General features: G+C 66.2%; 9 protein-coding genes. 5 read left to right on the top strand and 4 right to left on the bottom strand.

Translation table 11 applies throughout. The features are described 5' to 3' along the window. Positions 1-4: 4 nt before the first annotated feature. On the bottom strand, positions 5-1,207 hold the full coding sequence (locus tag ABIA73_RS01890; RefSeq protein ID WP_263928851.1) for an MFS transporter: 1,203 nt from the start codon (positions 1,205-1,207) through the stop codon (positions 5-7). Further along, positions 1,204-2,262 carry an alpha/beta hydrolase gene (locus ABIA73_RS01885; protein WP_218787520.1) on the bottom strand — a complete coding sequence of 353 codons (1,059 nt, stop codon included), beginning with the start codon at positions 2,260-2,262 and terminating at the stop codon, positions 1,204-1,206. Before ABIA73_RS01885 ends, ABIA73_RS01890 begins: the two co-directional genes overlap by 4 nt. A gap of 109 nt (positions 2,263-2,371) precedes the next feature. Here ABIA73_RS01885 and ABIA73_RS01880 point away from each other — a divergent pair, with 109 nt between their 5' ends. Then, complete coding sequence (locus ABIA73_RS01880) at positions 2,372-3,265, top strand: LysR family transcriptional regulator (RefSeq protein WP_033831116.1); 894 nt, start codon at positions 2,372-2,374, stop codon at positions 3,263-3,265. A 143-nt stretch (positions 3,266-3,408) separates the two neighbouring features. Here the strand turns inward: ABIA73_RS01880 and ABIA73_RS01875 are convergent, their stop codons facing one another. Continuing rightward, positions 3,409-4,566 carry an MFS transporter gene (locus ABIA73_RS01875; protein ID WP_354275342.1) on the bottom strand — a complete coding sequence of 386 codons (1,158 nt, stop codon included), beginning with the start codon at positions 4,564-4,566 and terminating at the stop codon, positions 3,409-3,411. A 190-nt stretch (positions 4,567-4,756) separates the two neighbouring features. On the opposite strand from ABIA73_RS01875, the gene ABIA73_RS01870 reads away from it, so the two are divergent. From ABIA73_RS01870 to ABIA73_RS01855, 4 genes are all read left to right on the top strand, one after another. Beyond that, complete coding sequence (locus ABIA73_RS01870) at positions 4,757-5,722, top strand: AraC family transcriptional regulator (protein WP_080148914.1); 966 nt, start codon at positions 4,757-4,759, stop codon at positions 5,720-5,722. A gap of 224 nt (positions 5,723-5,946) precedes the next feature. Then, entirely contained in the window at positions 5,947-14,658 is an 8,712-nt protein-coding gene (locus ABIA73_RS01865; protein WP_354275341.1) for a glycoside hydrolase family 94 protein, read from the top strand. Beyond that, positions 14,655-14,915, top strand: a complete 261-nt coding sequence (locus ABIA73_RS01860; RefSeq protein WP_025874540.1) for a hypothetical protein — start codon at positions 14,655-14,657, stop codon at positions 14,913-14,915. The genes ABIA73_RS01865 and ABIA73_RS01860 overlap by 4 nt, the downstream gene beginning before the upstream one ends. Before the next feature lie 50 nt (positions 14,916-14,965). Continuing rightward, the gene (locus ABIA73_RS01855) at positions 14,966-15,451 is read left to right on the top strand and encodes a hypothetical protein (RefSeq protein ID WP_354275340.1); all 486 of its coding nucleotides are present in this window, start codon (positions 14,966-14,968) and stop codon (positions 15,449-15,451) included. A gap of 78 nt (positions 15,452-15,529) precedes the next feature. Here the strand turns inward: ABIA73_RS01855 and ABIA73_RS01850 are convergent, their stop codons facing one another. Then, positions 15,530-16,399: a S1 family peptidase gene (locus ABIA73_RS01850; protein WP_354275339.1), complete on the bottom strand. Its 870-nt coding sequence runs from the start codon at positions 16,397-16,399 to the stop codon at positions 15,530-15,532. Positions 16,400-16,591: the final 192 nt, after the last annotated feature.

The following is a 16,591-nucleotide window of genomic DNA, read 5'->3' as shown; positions in this document are numbered from 1 at the left end:
AGCCTCATGCCTCTACGGCGACCGCCGAGCCGGATGCGGACGCAGCATCGGCGGCCGTGACATAGGCGAGCAATGCCGCGAACAGCAGCAAGCCCGCACTGGCCAGGAATGTGCAGGCGAAACCAACACTGTCCAACAGCACGCCGCCAAGGCTGGAGCCCAGCGCGATCGAGCACTGCACCACCGCTACCATCAGCCCGCCGCCCGCTTCAGCGTTGTTGGTGAACGTGCGTGCCAGCCAGCTCCACCAACCCACCGGCGCAGCCGTGGCCAGCAGACCCCATACCGAAAACAGTGCGGCCGTCGGCCAGAGTTGAGGCCCCAGCGCCACGAGCGCCGCGGCAATCACCGCCATCAGGATCGGGACGGCCACCAGTGTGCGATAAAGACCACGCCTGATGAATGCCCCGATCGCGAGCGTGCCCACAACGCCGCTTGCACCAATGGCCAGCAGCACCAGCGGAACGGCGGATTCCCCTGCACCCGTGACCTTTTCCAGGAACGGGCGCACATAGGTGAACAAGGCAAACTGCCCCATGAAGAAGATGCCGCACGCCGCCATTCCCAACATCACCACCCGCCGCCGCAACAGGGCCAGCACCCCGCCCCGGGATTGCCGTCGTTCCGCGGCCATGGAAGGAAGACACAGCCACTGCCATGCCAGCGCGATGGCGGCCACAGGCAGGAGGCACAGGAATGCCCCACGCCATCCGATCACGCCGCCAAGGTAGCTGCCCAAGGGGGCAGCCACTACCGTTGCCAGCGCGTTGCCGCCATTGAAGATTGCCAGTGCTCGCGGCACCTGCGCTGCTGGCACCAGCCGCATGGCCGTGGCCGCAGACAAGGACCAGAAGCCACCGATCACCACGCCGATCAATGCCCGGCCCATCATGTAGATCGGGTAGCTGGGAGCCAATGCCACCACCACGCCGGATACCGCCATCAATGCGGTGAGCGTCAGCAGCACTGTCTTCCGGTTGATGCTCCCGGCCAACCGGGAGATCGACAGGCTGGTCAGCACGGCGAAGGCACCAGAGATGGCAATCCCATACCCGGCCAGCCCTTCGCTCACGCCAAGGTCAGCCGCCAAGGGCGTAAGCAGGCTCACCGGCATGAATTCAGAGGCGATCAGTGCGAACACGCACAGCGTCATTGCCAGCACCCCGCCCCAGTTGGCCCGGTCGGCCGTCGCGTCGTTGCTGCTCATTTCCCAGCGAGACCTTGCTGGAAGAACGTCGCCAACCTTGCGAAGGGAATCAGGTCGGTGCGGTCATACAGGTCTACATGACCGGCATCCTTCACCCAGTAGAGCTCTTTCGGCTGCCCTGCCCTGCGGTACGCGTCCTCGCTGAACTCACGCGAGTGGGCGTGGTCGCCAGAGATGAACAGCATCGGCCTGGGCGAGATGGTCTCGATATCGTTGAAGGGGTAGAAATTGACGAACTTGACCAAGCTGCTGAACAGCGGCTGGGTGGTCAAGTCGCTGCGCTCGCCTTCGGCAGTGTAAGCGCCACGCGACGTGCGGTAGAAATCAAAGAACTCGCGCTGCACTTCGGACGCATCGGCCTCGAGCTTGTTCACGGTGCCAGGTACATGGACTGCCGGCCCACCGTTGAACTCGACCAGACGCTGGTCCGTTGCAGCCTTGATCATCTGCCTGCGCTGCTCCAGCGATTGCGCGTGGCTCAGCCCTTGGCGCGCGGCGGCTCCCATGTCATACATGCTGACCGTAGCGATTGCCTTGATGCGCGGGTCGATCTTGGCTGCGCTGATCACGAAACTGCCACTGCCACAGATGCCCAGGCCACCAATCCGCTGCGGATCCACGAACGACTGCGTGCTCAGGAAGTCCACCGCCGCGCTGATGTCGTCAGAATAGATTTCAGGCGACACCAAGTGCCGCGGGGTACCGGCGCTCTCTCCCCAGAAGGAAAGATCGATCGCCAACGTAACGAAACCCTGCTCAGCCAGCTTCTGCGCATACAGCTGTGAGCTCTGCTCCTTCACCGCGCCCATCGGGTGTCCGACCACCACGGCGGGTGCGCGGCCGCCATGCGTCAGGCCCTGCGGCCGGTACAGCGTCCCGACCACTTCCATCTGGTACTGGTTGCGGAAGCTGACGCGCTCGCCTTTTACGCTGGCGCTTCTGTAGAAATTGTCGGCGCCGGCGGTTCTTGTGGCCGCCGGCGCCTCAGCGGACAAGGCCGACTGCGGAACGAAATGGCTGGCGATCAGTGCCAACAGCAGCGTGGTGGGTTTCATGTACGGACGGCCTCAACGGGGAGTCAGGTCGCCACGATAGGCGCCGCCCGCTACCGCGATAAGCCAGCTGAAAGTTGATGCATTATTGAGTTGCGCTCACAATTGGCCCATGAACGGCGTGAAGACCAATGATCTGCAAGCCTTCCTGGTGGTGGCACAGGAGCAGAGCTTCACCAGGGCAGCTGTCCGCCTCGGTGTTACGCCCTCAGCGCTCAGCCATTCCATGCGGCTGCTGGAAGAGCGCCTGGGCATCCGCCTGCTGGCCCGTACCACGCGCAACGTCTCCCTGACCGAGGCGGGCGAGCGCCTGATGCGCTCCATCGCACCGCACTTCGAGGCCATCGTCGCCAGCGTCGAGGCACTGGGGGATCTGCGCGACCGCCCGGCCGGAACTCTTCGTATCTCCTGTACGGACGATTCCATGGAGACCATCGTCCGCCCTCGCCTTGCCGGGTTCCTCGCCGAGTATCCGGACATCACACTTGAGTTCTACGTCGATTACGGCTTCACCAATGTGGTTGAACAGCGCTTCGACGCCGGCATCCGGCTGGGTGAGGCGCTCAGCAAGGACATGATCGCGGTCAGGGTCGGACCGGATTGGCGCCTGGTGGTGGTTGGATCCCCCGATTACTTCGAGAGGCACGCCAAGCCAAGGAAGCCTGCCGATATCACGCAACATCGCTGCGTGCACATCCGGCATCGCCCGAACGGCGCCATCTATGCCTGGGAGTTCGAAGAGAAGGGCAAGGAATTCACCGTGCGCGGTGATGGGCCACTGGTGTTCAACAGCATGATCCACGTCATCAATGCCGCACTGGATGGACTGGGCCTGGCGTATGCGCCCGAGCCGATGGTGGCCGACCACATTGCCGAGGGGCGGCTGGTTGCCGTGCTGGACAAGTGGTGCTTGCCTTTCCCCGGTTATCACCTGTATTACCCGAACCGTCGGCAGCCCTCGCCGGCATTTTCGGCGCTGGTGGCCTGGCTGAGGCGAGATGCCTGAGGTCCGGGGCGACACCAGGGCCGACAAGATCAGCGCGGCCCGCATTGCCCGCGCCGGCTGAACGCCTCAGGTAGTTCAGCGCACGAAAACACCCGGTCGATTACCGGCTTGATACCCAGTAGGACGCTCAGGACAGATGACGGCTAGATGTGAAACACCGGACCCGCCGACAACGTCGCCGAACTCACCCTGACACGGAACGCAATGAGCAGGCTCGCGATGAGCATCACCGCCGCAGCAACGGTGAGCACGGCAACAATGCCCCCGAACCCGAACACCAGGCCGCCCAAAGCGGCACCCGCAGCGATGGAAGACTGCACAGCAGCGACCACCATCCCGCCGGCACTCTCGGCCTGATCGGGCACCGCACGTGCAACCCAACTCGACCAGGCCACGGGCACGCCACCGAAGGCCAGGCCCCAGAGCGCGACCAGGACCGACAGTCCGCCAACGCCCACCGGCAAGAGGAGCATGCCCAGCGCGGCTGCGCCAACCAAGGCGGGCATGATCACCAACGTGACTTTCAAGCTGCGCTCCATGAGCCAGCCGGCCAGCAGGGTGCCAACGAAATTCGCCACACCGAATCCGAGCAGAATCAGCGCCAGGCCATCCGCGCTCATCTGCCCCAGGCTCTCCAGCGTGGGGCGGATGTACGTAAAGAGCGAGTACTGACCGGTGTGCGCCAGAACGCAGCCCAGCATGCCGACCGCAACGCCTGGCCGGCGCAGGAGCCCCACCACCGACTCTGGGACTGCCGCCTTACGCGGGGCCATTCGGGGCAGCGTGAACCACTGGAACGCGAACGTGAGTCCACCTACCGCCGTCGCAGCCCAGAAGGCGCTGCGCCAGCCCAGCAGACCTCCCAGGTAGCTCCCCAAAGGAACGGAAACCACGGTGCCGACCGCAATGCCGCTGAAAATGATGGAAAGCGCGCGAGGCACGCGCTGCGGCGGCACCAACCGCATGGCCACGGCCGCTGCCATGCTCCAGAAACCGCCCAGCGCGATGCCCAGAAGGACGCGCATCACCAGCAGGACGCCCATGCTGGACGACAATGCCACCAGGGCGTTGGAGAGGATCATCAGACCCGTGAAACTCAACAGCACCAGGCGCCGGTCTATCGAACGGGTCAGCCGCGGCACCAGCAGGCCAGCGAACAGGGCCACTACAGCGGTGACCGTCACTGCTTGACCAGCCAGCGCCTCCGACACCGCCAGGTCCGCCGCCATCGGCGTCAACAGGCTGGCAGGCAGATATTCGGCCGTGAGCAGCCCGAAGACACCCATGGCCAGCGAAAACACCGCTACCCATGCCGACGAAGAAGATTCCCCGCTACTCCAGGCCACAGAATCAGGTGCGTCTGCGGCATCAGCTACGTCATTACTCATCAAAGATCCCAGTGCAATCGTGCAGCCGAGAGTCTAGGGAGCTACACCCGGATGATCTATGATTGCCTGACCTGTATTTTTGATCGAAACCCCGGGTCGTCTCATGAGCCACGCTCCATCCCAGCCCACCGACCTGATCAGCGAGCTGCTGACCGGCATGCGGCTGCATGGCGTTCAATACCGACGCATTCAGACCGGGCCGACCTTTGGGCTTGGATTTTCTCCGAAGCCAGGCCATGCCTACTTCCATTACCTGGCAGTGGGCACTGCCATTCTTCGTGGCGCGGACGGTAGCCAACACCGCCTGTCTGCCGGGGATGTCGTGCTTCTTCCCCGCGGAGAAGGACACGCGTTGCTGTCGGGCGACGACCACCCCGTCCAGTGCCTGGAAACGATAGACGCAGCCCCGCTGGGTGACGCGGTGAGCGGCATAGACACGTGCCCGAGCACGCACGCCGTGCCGAGCGCAGTGCTCTTCCACGGCTGCATGGTGTTCGATCTGGGCGGCATGCAAGGGCTGAGCAAGGTGATGCCGGCGGTGATGTTGGCCGATGGCAACGGCACGCAGTTCCCTGGGCTGTTGCCCATGGTCGACGCGATGAAGCGCGAGGTCTGCTCCGGACGTATCGGATATGCAGGAATACTCTCCCGGCTGGCGGATGCAGTGGCCGCCATGATCGTTCGTGACTGGGTCGAGCGCGGTTGCGACGGCGCATCCGGCCTGGTCATGGCCATGCGCGACCCGCGTCTATCGCTGTCGTTGCTTGCCCTGCACAGAGACCCCGGGCGTGACTGGACCGTCGAAGCGCTGGCCGCAGAATCCAACATCTCACGCTCTGTCTTTGCAGATCGGTTCCAGACCGTTATTGGAACCGCACCCCTGCGGTACGTGACTGAGCTGCGGATGCAATTGGCAAGTCAATGGCTGACCCACCAGAGCCTACCGATCGAGGTAGTGGCAGAGCGCCTCGGCTACGCGTCGCAGGCCGCTTTCAGTCGCGCCTACAAGCGCGTCATCGGGCACTCGCCTGGGGCGACCCGGCGCGGGCGCGCCTTGGCCTCGACATAGAAAGAAGTGCGCCGAGCAGGCTCGGCATCCATCGTAGTCGAGGAGCGCGATGGATGGCGCGTTGCCGGCCAGCGGCCGGCACTACCCTTGCCTTGCTGACTCCGGGTCGCCTCAGGATCAGACCGCATTGAGCGGCGAGCACGCCAACCGGGCCCGGCCTTCACAGTTACCACGGCCCCTGCAATGCAACCATGCAGGACGCGCCCTGCCCCCATCGGTAACCTATGCCCCACCTTCGTCGTCTTTTTGGCCGCTGGCTGCGCCTGCGTCGTCGTGTGCGTTGGCGCTGGCGTGAGCACCAGGCCTCGGCCCCGGCCATCGAGGCCACCGAGGGCCCACTGCGTGCCGCGCTGTACAACGTTGAACAGATGGAGGAGTACGGCCGCGCACTTGCGCGACAGCATCGCGTGCGGTTGCGCCCCAGCCCGGAGCGCCTGCTCGAACGACTGCAGGCCAACGAGCGCGTGCTGGAAGACGCCAACACGCTGCTGAGCAGCGTGGTGCGCGAACAGCGGCCGGTGACCCCGGCGGGGGAATGGCTGCTCGACAACTACTACCTGGTCGAAGAACAGATCCAGACCGCGCGACGCCACCTGCCGCGCGGCTACAGCCGCCAGTTGCCTTCACTTGCCTCCGGCCCATCGGCCGGGTTGCCACGGGTGTATGAGCTGTCGATGCAGGCGATCGCGCACGGTGACGGCCGCATTGACGCCGATACGCTGGGCCGCTTCATCGCCTCGTACCAGTCGCTCGCGCCGCTGAGCCTGGGCGAACTGTGGGCCGTTCCGATCATGCTGCGCCTGGCGCTGCTGGAGAACCTGCGGCGCATGGCCGCGCGGGTGATGCGCGATGGGACCGACCGCCGCCTGGCTGCGCAGTGGGCCGACCAGCTCAATCGCGCGGCGTCCGACACCCCTACCGATGTGGTCCTGGTGGTTGCCGACATGGCGCGATCCGCGCCGCCGCTGACCGGCGCGTTCATCGCCGAGCTGACGCGCTCGCTGCAGGGGCGCGGCGGCGCGTGGGCCATGCCCATCGCGTGGCTGGAACAGTGGGCGGCGGCGGCTGGGCAGCGCATCGACGAACTGGTTGCCGCCGAGGGGCAGCAGCAGGCGGCCGACCAGGTCTCCATCGGCAACAGCATCGGCAGCCTGCGCTTCCTCTCCACCATGGATTGGCGCACCTTTGTCGAAGACATGAGTGTGGTCGAGCAGCGGCTGCGGGAAGAACCCATGGGCGTCTATGCGCAGATGGATTTCGGCACCCGCGATGCCTACCGCCATGTGGTGGAGAAGATTGCCCGCGGCAGCCGCATCGCCGAGGAACGCGTTGCGACCATCGCGCTGGACCTGGCACGGGCGGCTACGCCGGCGGACGGCCCACGCACGCACGTGGGCTACTGGCTGGTCGGCGAAGGCCTGCAGACCACTGTTGCGGCGGTGGCCGAGGCAGCACCGCGCCACCGCAAGGCACGGCGACTGGCGCATCGCGTGCCGCTTGCGCTGTACCTGCTGCCGATCGGCCTGCTGGCGGTGCTGGCCACCAGCGGCCTGCTGGCAACCGGCAGCGGCTCGGTACCTGTCTGGCTGGCCGCGCTGCTCGGGCTGCTGGTGTTCAGTGAGCTGGGCATCGTGCTGGTGAACTGGACCGCGACGGTGCTGGTCGCCCCCAGGCCGCTTCCCAAGCTCGATTTCAGCGAAGGCATTCCTGCCGCGTGCGCCACTGTGGTCGCGGTCCCCTCGATGCTGTCCAGCGTCGACGGCATCGACGTTCTGGTCGAAGCGCTGGAGGTGCGTTTCCTGGCCAACCGCGATCCCCAGCTGCGCTTCGTGTTGTTGACGGATTTTCTCGACGCGCCAGCAGCACAGGCGCCGATGGACGACGCTCTGCTTGCGCACGCCGTGGCACGGATCGAGGAATTGAACCATCGTTACGCGCCCGAGCGCGGCGACCGCTTCTACCTGCTGCACCGGCCCAGGCAATGGAACCCGGGCGAAGGTGTGTGGATGGGCCACGAGCGCAAGCGCGGCAAGCTGGCCGCGCTCAATGCCCTGCTCCGCCAAGGCGATGCGGCTGCGTTCATGCGCATCGTCGGAGACGCGGCGGCCCTGATCGGCGTCCGTTACGTCATCACGCTGGACTCGGACACGCAGCTTCCGCGGGATGCGGCACGCGCGTTCGTCGCCACCTTGGCGCACCCGCTCAACCGCCCGCGCTTCGATCCGCAGCTGCAACGCGTGGTGGAGGGCTACGGCATCCTGCAGCCCAGCGTCGGCACCAGCCTGGGCAGGCGCCGCACCTCGCGTTTTGCCAGGATGTTCGGCAGCGAGCCCGGCATCGATCCGTACACGCGCATGGTTTCCGACGTCTACCAGGATCTGTTCGACGAAGGCTCGTTCGTGGGCAAGGGCATCTATGACGTCGACGCCTTCGAGCATGCGCTGGAGGGCCGCCTGCCCGAGAACCGCATCCTCAGCCACGATCTGCTGGAAGGCTGCTATGCACGCGCAGGCCTGGTCAGTGATGTGCGCCTGTACGAGGACTATCCCGAGCGCTACGCCGCCGACGCCAAGCGCCGTGCGCGCTGGATCCGTGGCGACTGGCAGCTGCTGCCGTGGTTGTTGCCGTGGACACCGCGCCCGGGCCCGGGTTGGGAACGCAACCGGCTCAGCCTGCTCTCGCGCGGCAAGTTGCTGGACAACCTGCGCCGGAGCGTGGTGCCGATCGCTGCCCTGGCGTTGTTGGTAGCCGGTTGGCTGTATGCGCGGAACCCTGCTGCGTGGACCGCGTGGGTGCTGGCGCTGTGGTTCGCGCCGCCGCTGATAGGCATGCTGCGTGATGGCCTGAGCGTTCCGGAAGACACTCCGCTGGAAGCGCACTACATCAAGGTCGGGCGCGGTACGTTGCAGTCGTTGCTGCGCGCATCCACCCAGATTGCGTGCCTGCCCTACGAAGCACTGCTGGCCAGTGACGCCGTGCTGCGCACGCTCTGGCGCATGGCCGTCACACGCCGTCACCTGCTGCAATGGAATCCCTCCAGCGAAGTCGAGCGCCGCCTTGGCAGCGACCGTGGCGCGGAATGGCGGGTGATGGCGCCGGCCTCGCTGCTGGCGCTCGCGCTGGTGGCTGTGGTGGCCGGCGTGCGTCCGCAGGCATTGCCGATCGCCCTGCCGCTGCTGTTGGCATGGACCTTTGCGCCGGCATTGATGGCGTGGCTGGGCCGCCCGCCGGCGGCAAGCGTGGCCGAGTTGTCGGTCACACAACGGGCGTTCCTGGGCCGGCTGGCGCGGCGCACCTGGTCCTTCTTCCAGGCCTGGGTGCGCGAGCAGGACCATTGGCTGCCGCCGGACAACATCCAGGAGCATCCTGCGCTGGTGGTCGCGCGGCGGACCTCGCCGACCAACATCGGCCTGTCCCTGCTGGCGAATCTGTCTGCGTGGGATTTCGGCTATCTGCAGCAGGGCGCGGTGGCTGAACGTACCGCCCGCACGTTCGATACGCTGGACCAGCTGCCGCGCCATCGCGGCCACTTCCTGAACTGGTACGACACCGAAACCCTGGCGCCGCTACCGCCGCGCTACGTCTCCACCGTGGACAGCGGCAACCTTGCCGGCCACCTGCTTACCCTGCGCCAAGGCCTGCTCGCGCTGGTGGATGCGCCGGTGCTGGCGCCGCACACGTTCGATGGCCTGGCCGATACGCTGGGCGTGCTGGAAGAGGAGCGGCAGCGTCATCGCGCCGACGATGCGTCGCTGGTCGAGGCGCTCAATCATCTTCGCCAGCGCTTGGCGTCTACGCGTGTCGACCGTCCCGTCGGGACGGCGCAGTCGCTGGCCCGTCTGCAGGAACTGGCCGGTCTGGCCGACACCGTGCTGCTGCAATGGCCGGCACCGCCCTCGCCCGAAGACGGTGAGCTGCATTGGCCGGCCCTGTTCGCCGCCGAATGCCATGCCGCCCACGCCTCGCTTGCCGATATCCCTGCCGATGCCAGCGCGGCCGTCGATGCACCGGTGCCAAGCCTGCGTCAGTTGGCCGCCCTGCCCGGTACGGCCGGCGCGGACGCGCGCGCGCGCATCGAGCAGCTGCAGGACCTGGCGCACCGCGCCGGGCAGTTCTCGCTGATGGAATACGGGTTCCTGTTCTACCGTACCCGCAACCTGCTTTCGATCGGCTACAACGTAGACGACCACCGCCTCGACAACAGCTTCTACGACCTGCTGGCTTCCGAAGCCCGGCTGGGCGCGTTCGTTGCCATTGCGCAGGGCCAGCTGGCACAGGAAAGCTGGTTCGCGCTCGGCCGCATGCTCACCGAGGTCAACGGCACGCCGACACTGCTGTCATGGAGTGGCTCGATGTTCGAGTACCTCATGCCGCAGCTGGTGATGCCCAGCTATCCGGACACGTTGCTGGACCAGACCGCACGGCACGCGGTCGAGGCACAGATCGTCTACGGCCGTACGCTGAACCTGCCATGGGGCGTATCCGAGTCCGGCTACAACGCCGTCGATGCCCGCCTGAACTACCAGTACCGGGCGTTCGGCGTGCCCGGATTGGGGCTCAAACGCGGCCTTGGGCAGGATCGGGTCATCGCGCCCTATGCCAGCATGATGGCACTGATGGTGGCGCCGGAAGCGGCCTGCCAGAACCTCCAGGCGCTGCAAGAACTGGGCTTCTGCGGGCGTTTCGGCATGTACGAGGCGATCGACTACACGCCCACCCGGGTGCCGCCGGGACAGGATCACGTCCTGTTGCGTTCGTTCATGGCCCACCATCAGGGCATGGGCCTGCTGTCGCTGGATTACCTGTTGCGCGACCAGCCGATGCAGCGCCGCTTCCTTGCCGATGTCGAGTTCCAGGCGACCTTGCTGCTGCTGCAGGAACGTATCCCGCGCGTGGGCGTGTTCCATCCCCATGAGGTCGAAGCGCTTGGCGAGCACTCGGCACTGGCCGAGCACGAGACGTCCCTGCGCGTCCTGCGCGACCCGGGTGGCCCGCGCCCGGAAGTTCAGCTGCTGTCCAACGGTCGCTACCACGGCATGCTGACCCATGCCGGCGGCGGCTACAGCCGCCACGGCGACCTGTCGCTTACCCGCTGGCGCGAGGACGGTACCACCGATGCATGGGGCACGTTCTGCTATCTGCGCGACGTGGACAGCGGCGAGTTCTGGTCTGCCGCCTACCAGCCCACCTGCGTGGCAGTGGACAATTACGAGGCGATCTTCTCTGACGCCAAGGCGGAATTCCGCGGTGTGCGCCGCGGCTGCGAGAGCCACCTGCAGGTCGCCATCTCCGCCGAGGACGACATCGAGCTCAGGCGCCTGCGCCTGACCAACCGCAGCCGTCGCCCGCGCACGGTGGAGATCACCACCTATGCCGAAGTGGTGCTGGCACCCGCCGCGGCCGACGATGCGCACCCGGCCTTCAGCAACCTCTTCGTGCAGAGCGAGATCCTGGCCGCCAAGCAGGCGGTGCTGTGCACGCGCCGGCCACGTTCGCACGACGAGGTGCCGCCGTGGATGTTCCATCTGGTGGCGGTGCACGATGCGGAAGTGGTGGCGATCTCCTATGAAACCGACCGTGCGCGCTTCCTGGGCCGTGGCAACACGCCGCGCACGCCGCAGGCATTGACCACCGATGCCGACCTGTCCGGCACCGATGGCTCGGTGCTGGACCCGATCGTGGCCATCCGCGTCCGCGTGGTGCTTGAGCCCGAGCAGACCGTACAGCTGGACATGGTGTATGGCATCGGCGCCAGTCGCGGCGGTTGCGAAGCACTGGTGGACAAATACCGTGATCGCCGCCTGGCCGACCGCGTCTTCGACCTGGCCTGGACACACAGCCAGGTGGTGCGCCGGCAGATCAACGCAAGCCAGGCCGAGGCATCGCTGTACGAGCGCCTGGCCAGCCACGTGCTGTATGCCGGTCCGCTGCTGCGCGCCGGTGCAGGCGTCCTGCAGCAGAACCAGCGAGGACAATCCGGGCTGTGGGGCCATGCCATCTCCGGTGACCTGCCCATCGTGCTGCTGAAGGTCACCGACGCGGACAACGTGGAACTGGTCCGGCAACTGGTGCAGGCGCATGCCTACTGGCGCCAGAAGGGCCTCAACACCGACCTGGTCATCTGGAACGACAGCAAGGCCGGCTATCGGCAGGAGCTGCAGGACCAGATTCTGGGAATGGTGGCCGCCAGTTCGGAGACCGGCCTGCTCGACCGCCCCGGCGGCATTTTCGTGCGGCCGGTGCAGAACATGACCCACGAGGACCGCATTCTGTTGCAGGCGGTGGCACGGGCGGTCATCAGCGACGAAGACGGTACGTTGGTCGCGCAGGTGGGGCGTCAGCCGTTGCCTCCGCGACGGATCCCGGCTCTGGTGCCGCAGGCGCTGCAGCAGGAGCTGGCCCTGTCGATGGAGGCGACGCCCGGACTGCCCATCGTTGCCGACCTGGGCCCGGAGCCCGGACTGCCGCCGAGCGCCGAGCACGACGAAGAAGTGGACGACCCGTGGCCTTTCCTTCCCTACCGCGGCACCGGCCGATTCGACAACGGCACCGGCAGTTTCAGCGAGGACGGCCGCGAGTACGTGGTGGTGGTACGCGAAGGCGCGCCGACGCCGGCGCCATGGGCCAACGTGATCGCCAACGCCCGCCTGGGCACGGTGGTCAGTGAGAGTGCACCGGGCTACACATGGTTCGAGAATGCACACGAATTCCGCCTGACGCCCTGGCTCAATGATCCGGTGTCGGACACTGGCGGCGAAGCCTTCTACGTGCGCGACGAAGACACCGGTCGTGTCTGGTCACCGATGCCGCTGCCGCGCCGTGGCACCGGCGCGTACCGTACGCGCCATGGCTTCGGCTACACGGTCTACGAGCATGTTGAAGACGGCATCGCCAGCGAATTGTGGGTCTTCGTCGACGTCGCCGCGCCGCTGAAGTTCTCGGTCCTGCGGCTGCACAACCTGTCGGGCCGGCCACGGCGGTTGTCGGCCATCGGCTACGTTGAATGGGTGATGGGTGACCTGCGCGCGAAGTCGCGCATGCACGTACTCACCGAACGCGACCCGCAGAGCGGCGCGCTGCTGGCGCGCAACACCTACAGCACCGACTTCGGCGGCCGGATGGCCTTCTTCGACACCGATGCCGATGGCTGCGGCTGGACCTGTGACCGACTGGAGTTCATCGGCCGCAACGGCAGCCTGCACGCACCGGCGGCGCTGCGTCGCGAGCGCCTGGATTCACGGCTGGGTGCGGGCCTGGATCCCTGCGCGGCGATCCAGGTGCCGTTGCTGCTGGCTGCAGGCGACCGCAGCGAAACGACGTTCCGCCTTGGCGCCGGGCGCAACCGCAAGGAAACGCTGGCGTTGGCACGAAGCCGCCAGGGCGCCCATGAGGCCATCGACGCGCTGGACGCGGTGCGCATCCACTGGCGCAACGTGCTGGCCACGGTGCAGGTGCGCACGCCAGACCCGGCGCTGGACGCACTGGCCAATGGTTGGCTGGTCTACCAGACGCTGGGCTGCCGCTACCTGGCGCGCAGTGGCTACTATCAATCAGGCGGTGCGTTCGGCTTCCGCGACCAGCTGCAGGATGCACTCGCCCTCGTGCACGCTCGCCCGGACCTGACCCGCGAGCACCTGCTGCTATGCGCTGCACACCAGTTCACCGAAGGCGATGTGATGCACTGGTGGCACCCTCCGCAAGGTCGCGGCGTGCGCACTCGCTGTTCGGACGATTACCTCTGGCTGCCGCAGGGCGCATGCCGCTACCTGGAGGTTACCGGCGACGCCAGCGTGCTGGACGAAGTGGTCGGCTACATCGAGGGGCGCGCGGTGACACCCGAAGAGGAAGGGTATTACGACATGCCCACGCCTTCGACGCAGCGCGGCACGCTGTATGCGCACTGCGTGCTCGCGCTCGAGCGCGGTTGCCGCTTGCTCGGCGAGCGCGGCCTGCCACTGATGGGCAGCGGGGATTGGAACGACGGCATGAACCGCGTCGGCGACCGGCAGCGCGGTGAAAGCGTGTGGCTTGGCTTCTTCCTGCATGACACGCTCCGCCGCTTCATCGGGCTGGCCAACGCGCATGGCGATGCACCGCGTGCGGAGTGGTGCCAACAGCAGGCCGAAAGCCTGCGCCAGAACCTGGAACAGCATGCCTGGGACGGGGCATGGTATCGCCGCGCCTGGTTCGACAACGGCGCGCCATTGGGCTCGTCACAGAACGAAGAATGCCGCATCGATTCGATTTCGCAGAGCTGGTCGGTGCTGTCAGGCGTCGCCGCGCCTGAACGTGCCTCGCAGGCGCTGGATTCGCTGTACACGCACTTGGTGCGAAAGGACGCCAAGCTGATCCAGCTGCTCGATCCGCCCTTCGACCAGACCCCGGAAGACCCCGGCTACATTCGTGGCTACGTACCGGGCGTGCGCGAGAATGGCGGCCAGTACACCCACGCGGCCGTGTGGGCGGCCATGGCATTCGCACAGCAGGGCGATGCGGTGCGTGCCTGGGAGCTGGCCGGCATGATCAACCCGCTCAGTCACACGCTGGACCCGGAGGCGATCCAGACCTATCGCGTCGAGCCCTATGTGCTGGCAGCCGACGTCTACGCCGTACCTCCGCACGTCGGGCGAGGCGGCTGGACGTGGTACACCGGCTCGGCCGGTTGGATGTATCGCCTGCTGGTCGAATCGCTGCTGGGCATACGTCGCCAGGGCGATCGTCTTTCGTTGGCACCGTGCCTGCCCGATCACTGGCCGTCATTCGAACTGAGCTACCGCTTCGGCCGCAGCTTCTACGAGTTCGTGGTGACCCGCACTGCGCAGGACCAGCCCACGCTGCACGTGGATGGCGTGCTGCAGCCGGACCTCACCGTCCTGCTGCGCGACGACGGCCATCACTACCGCGTCGCGCTTGATCTGGGTGCGGCCCCGGGATGAACGTGCGCCCTGAAATACAGGTGCAGCTTGATGCGCTGGCCGAGATGCTGATGCACTGGTTGGCGCGGTCGCGCCATCCAGCGCAGTTCTGGCCGCAGTTTGAAACGCTGGCTGCGGAGATTCTGGACCAATGCGAGCACGCAGAAAGGGGCCAGGCGCACGCGTGCATCCAGGCCATGCTCAAAAGTCACGCGCTGGAGCTTCCATCCTGGTACGAGCGTGATGACAGCCTGCCGCCGGGGACGCCAGGAGAGTGATGGCCAGCGCGCTGCGTTACGATGCCGGGCTCAACTGACCAGAGATGCGCGTGTCCGTCTCCACTCGCCTGTTGCTTGCCATCGCAGCTTCCCTGCTGCCGCTTTCCGGGACGATCGCAGCACCGTCCACCCAGCCCGCCTCCACCGCCCCGGCCAGCAGCTGCCAGGACGACGCGTCCCGCTGCCCCGCATGGATGCCCTTACAGGCCGAGATGCGCAGCACCATCGCCGACCACTTCTGCGAGCTGGCTGACCAGAGGCGTATCCAGCCTCGGGTAAATCCGTTGGTCCGCGTCGAATCCTCGCCACTGAACTGTGGTGCGCTGGGAGAGCAGGCCGGTTCGAACTTTGTCTGCGGCGGTGAAATGCGCTTCGTCGGCAAGGGCGGCGAAATGGACACCATCACGTTCAGTCCCACGCTTCGCCGCGAGGAGGATGGGCGCATCGCGTTCTACGTGGGCAATGACGAGGAAGGTGAACAGGTGTGGCGGGTGCCCGCCCCGCGGGCCACCTCAGCGACATGCGCGGTGCGCTGAGCGCTGAGCGCTGAGCGCGGCACATCTGCGCGCGCTCCGCTTCAGAACAGCTTGTGCGGGATTTCACGATCGAGCCTTTTACGGGCGTCCATTTCCAAGTGAGCCATTGGCGCGTCCGGTTTTACTGGGCGGCAGGCTATCGTCCCCCTGCCGCATGACGGCCTCGATCCAGTCGACGTAGCGTGACACGCGAACGTTGTGGACCATCTGGCCATAGAAGCCCGCTTCAAGGGCATGCTCGGGTACGGCCGTGATCCAGGACCCCAGTCCCACCAATTGCCAGGTGCCGTGGTCGTTGACCACAAGCGGACCACCGCTGTCTCCACTTCCCAGTACGCCCTCAAGCGGCAGGCCCTGCGGCGGCGGATCGAACCGGTACCAGAGATACCGCTGATTGCCGCCGGTAATCGTGTTGTGGGCCCGCCGCAGGGATGTACGGTGCTGCGCATCCGGCAACTGGCCAACCGCACCGTTGCCGGTGGCGCCCTTCCCTATCAGGACGGCGACCTGCGTGACCTCTGCTGAACCCCGATACAGCGCCACGGGCGTGGCATCGGTCACTGGCGCGGCAAGCTTGATCAGCGCGATGTCATCCGAGGCCGCCAGGAAGGCATGGATCCGGGAAGGACTTCCTGTTGCCATCGCCTCCTTGCCCAGAGCCTCGGGCATCCTCCGGTAGCCGGGATGCAGGAATACGCGTTCAACGCCATACGCGTTGCCATTGATCGCGATCGTTGCTCCCATCCCTTCCATCGGCGCTGCATGCGCTGCGGTCAGCACCCAACGCGGGGCGATGAGAACGCCGTGCCCCTCTCCTGGCATGTCCGCCAGCGCCGGGAAGTCAGATCGTTCGATGCGGTACCTGCCATCGTCGACATCATCACGGATGACGATGGCCCCGGCAGCGAACGGGAGCGCGGCAAGCAGCAGAAAGAGCCAGCGATTCATCGAAATCATTCGTCCTTGGGGTCGATCGATCCAGCCTAGCCAAACGCATCGACACTGCTGATGGACGCGCGACCAATTCCCGTGGTGGCCGACGAAGGGGTGGAAAGCACGTCTGAAACCGGGGAGCGCCGAGACGTTTAGTGTTCACCGCGCAAGGCGAGCCTGGCATTCCTGCGGATCGAACAGCCCGTA

The organism is Stenotrophomonas sp. 2694 (assembly GCF_040548715.1).
Lineage (GTDB): Bacteria > Pseudomonadota > Gammaproteobacteria > Xanthomonadales > Xanthomonadaceae > Stenotrophomonas > Stenotrophomonas indicatrix.
This window is presented reverse-complemented; position numbering and strand designations above follow the sequence as displayed.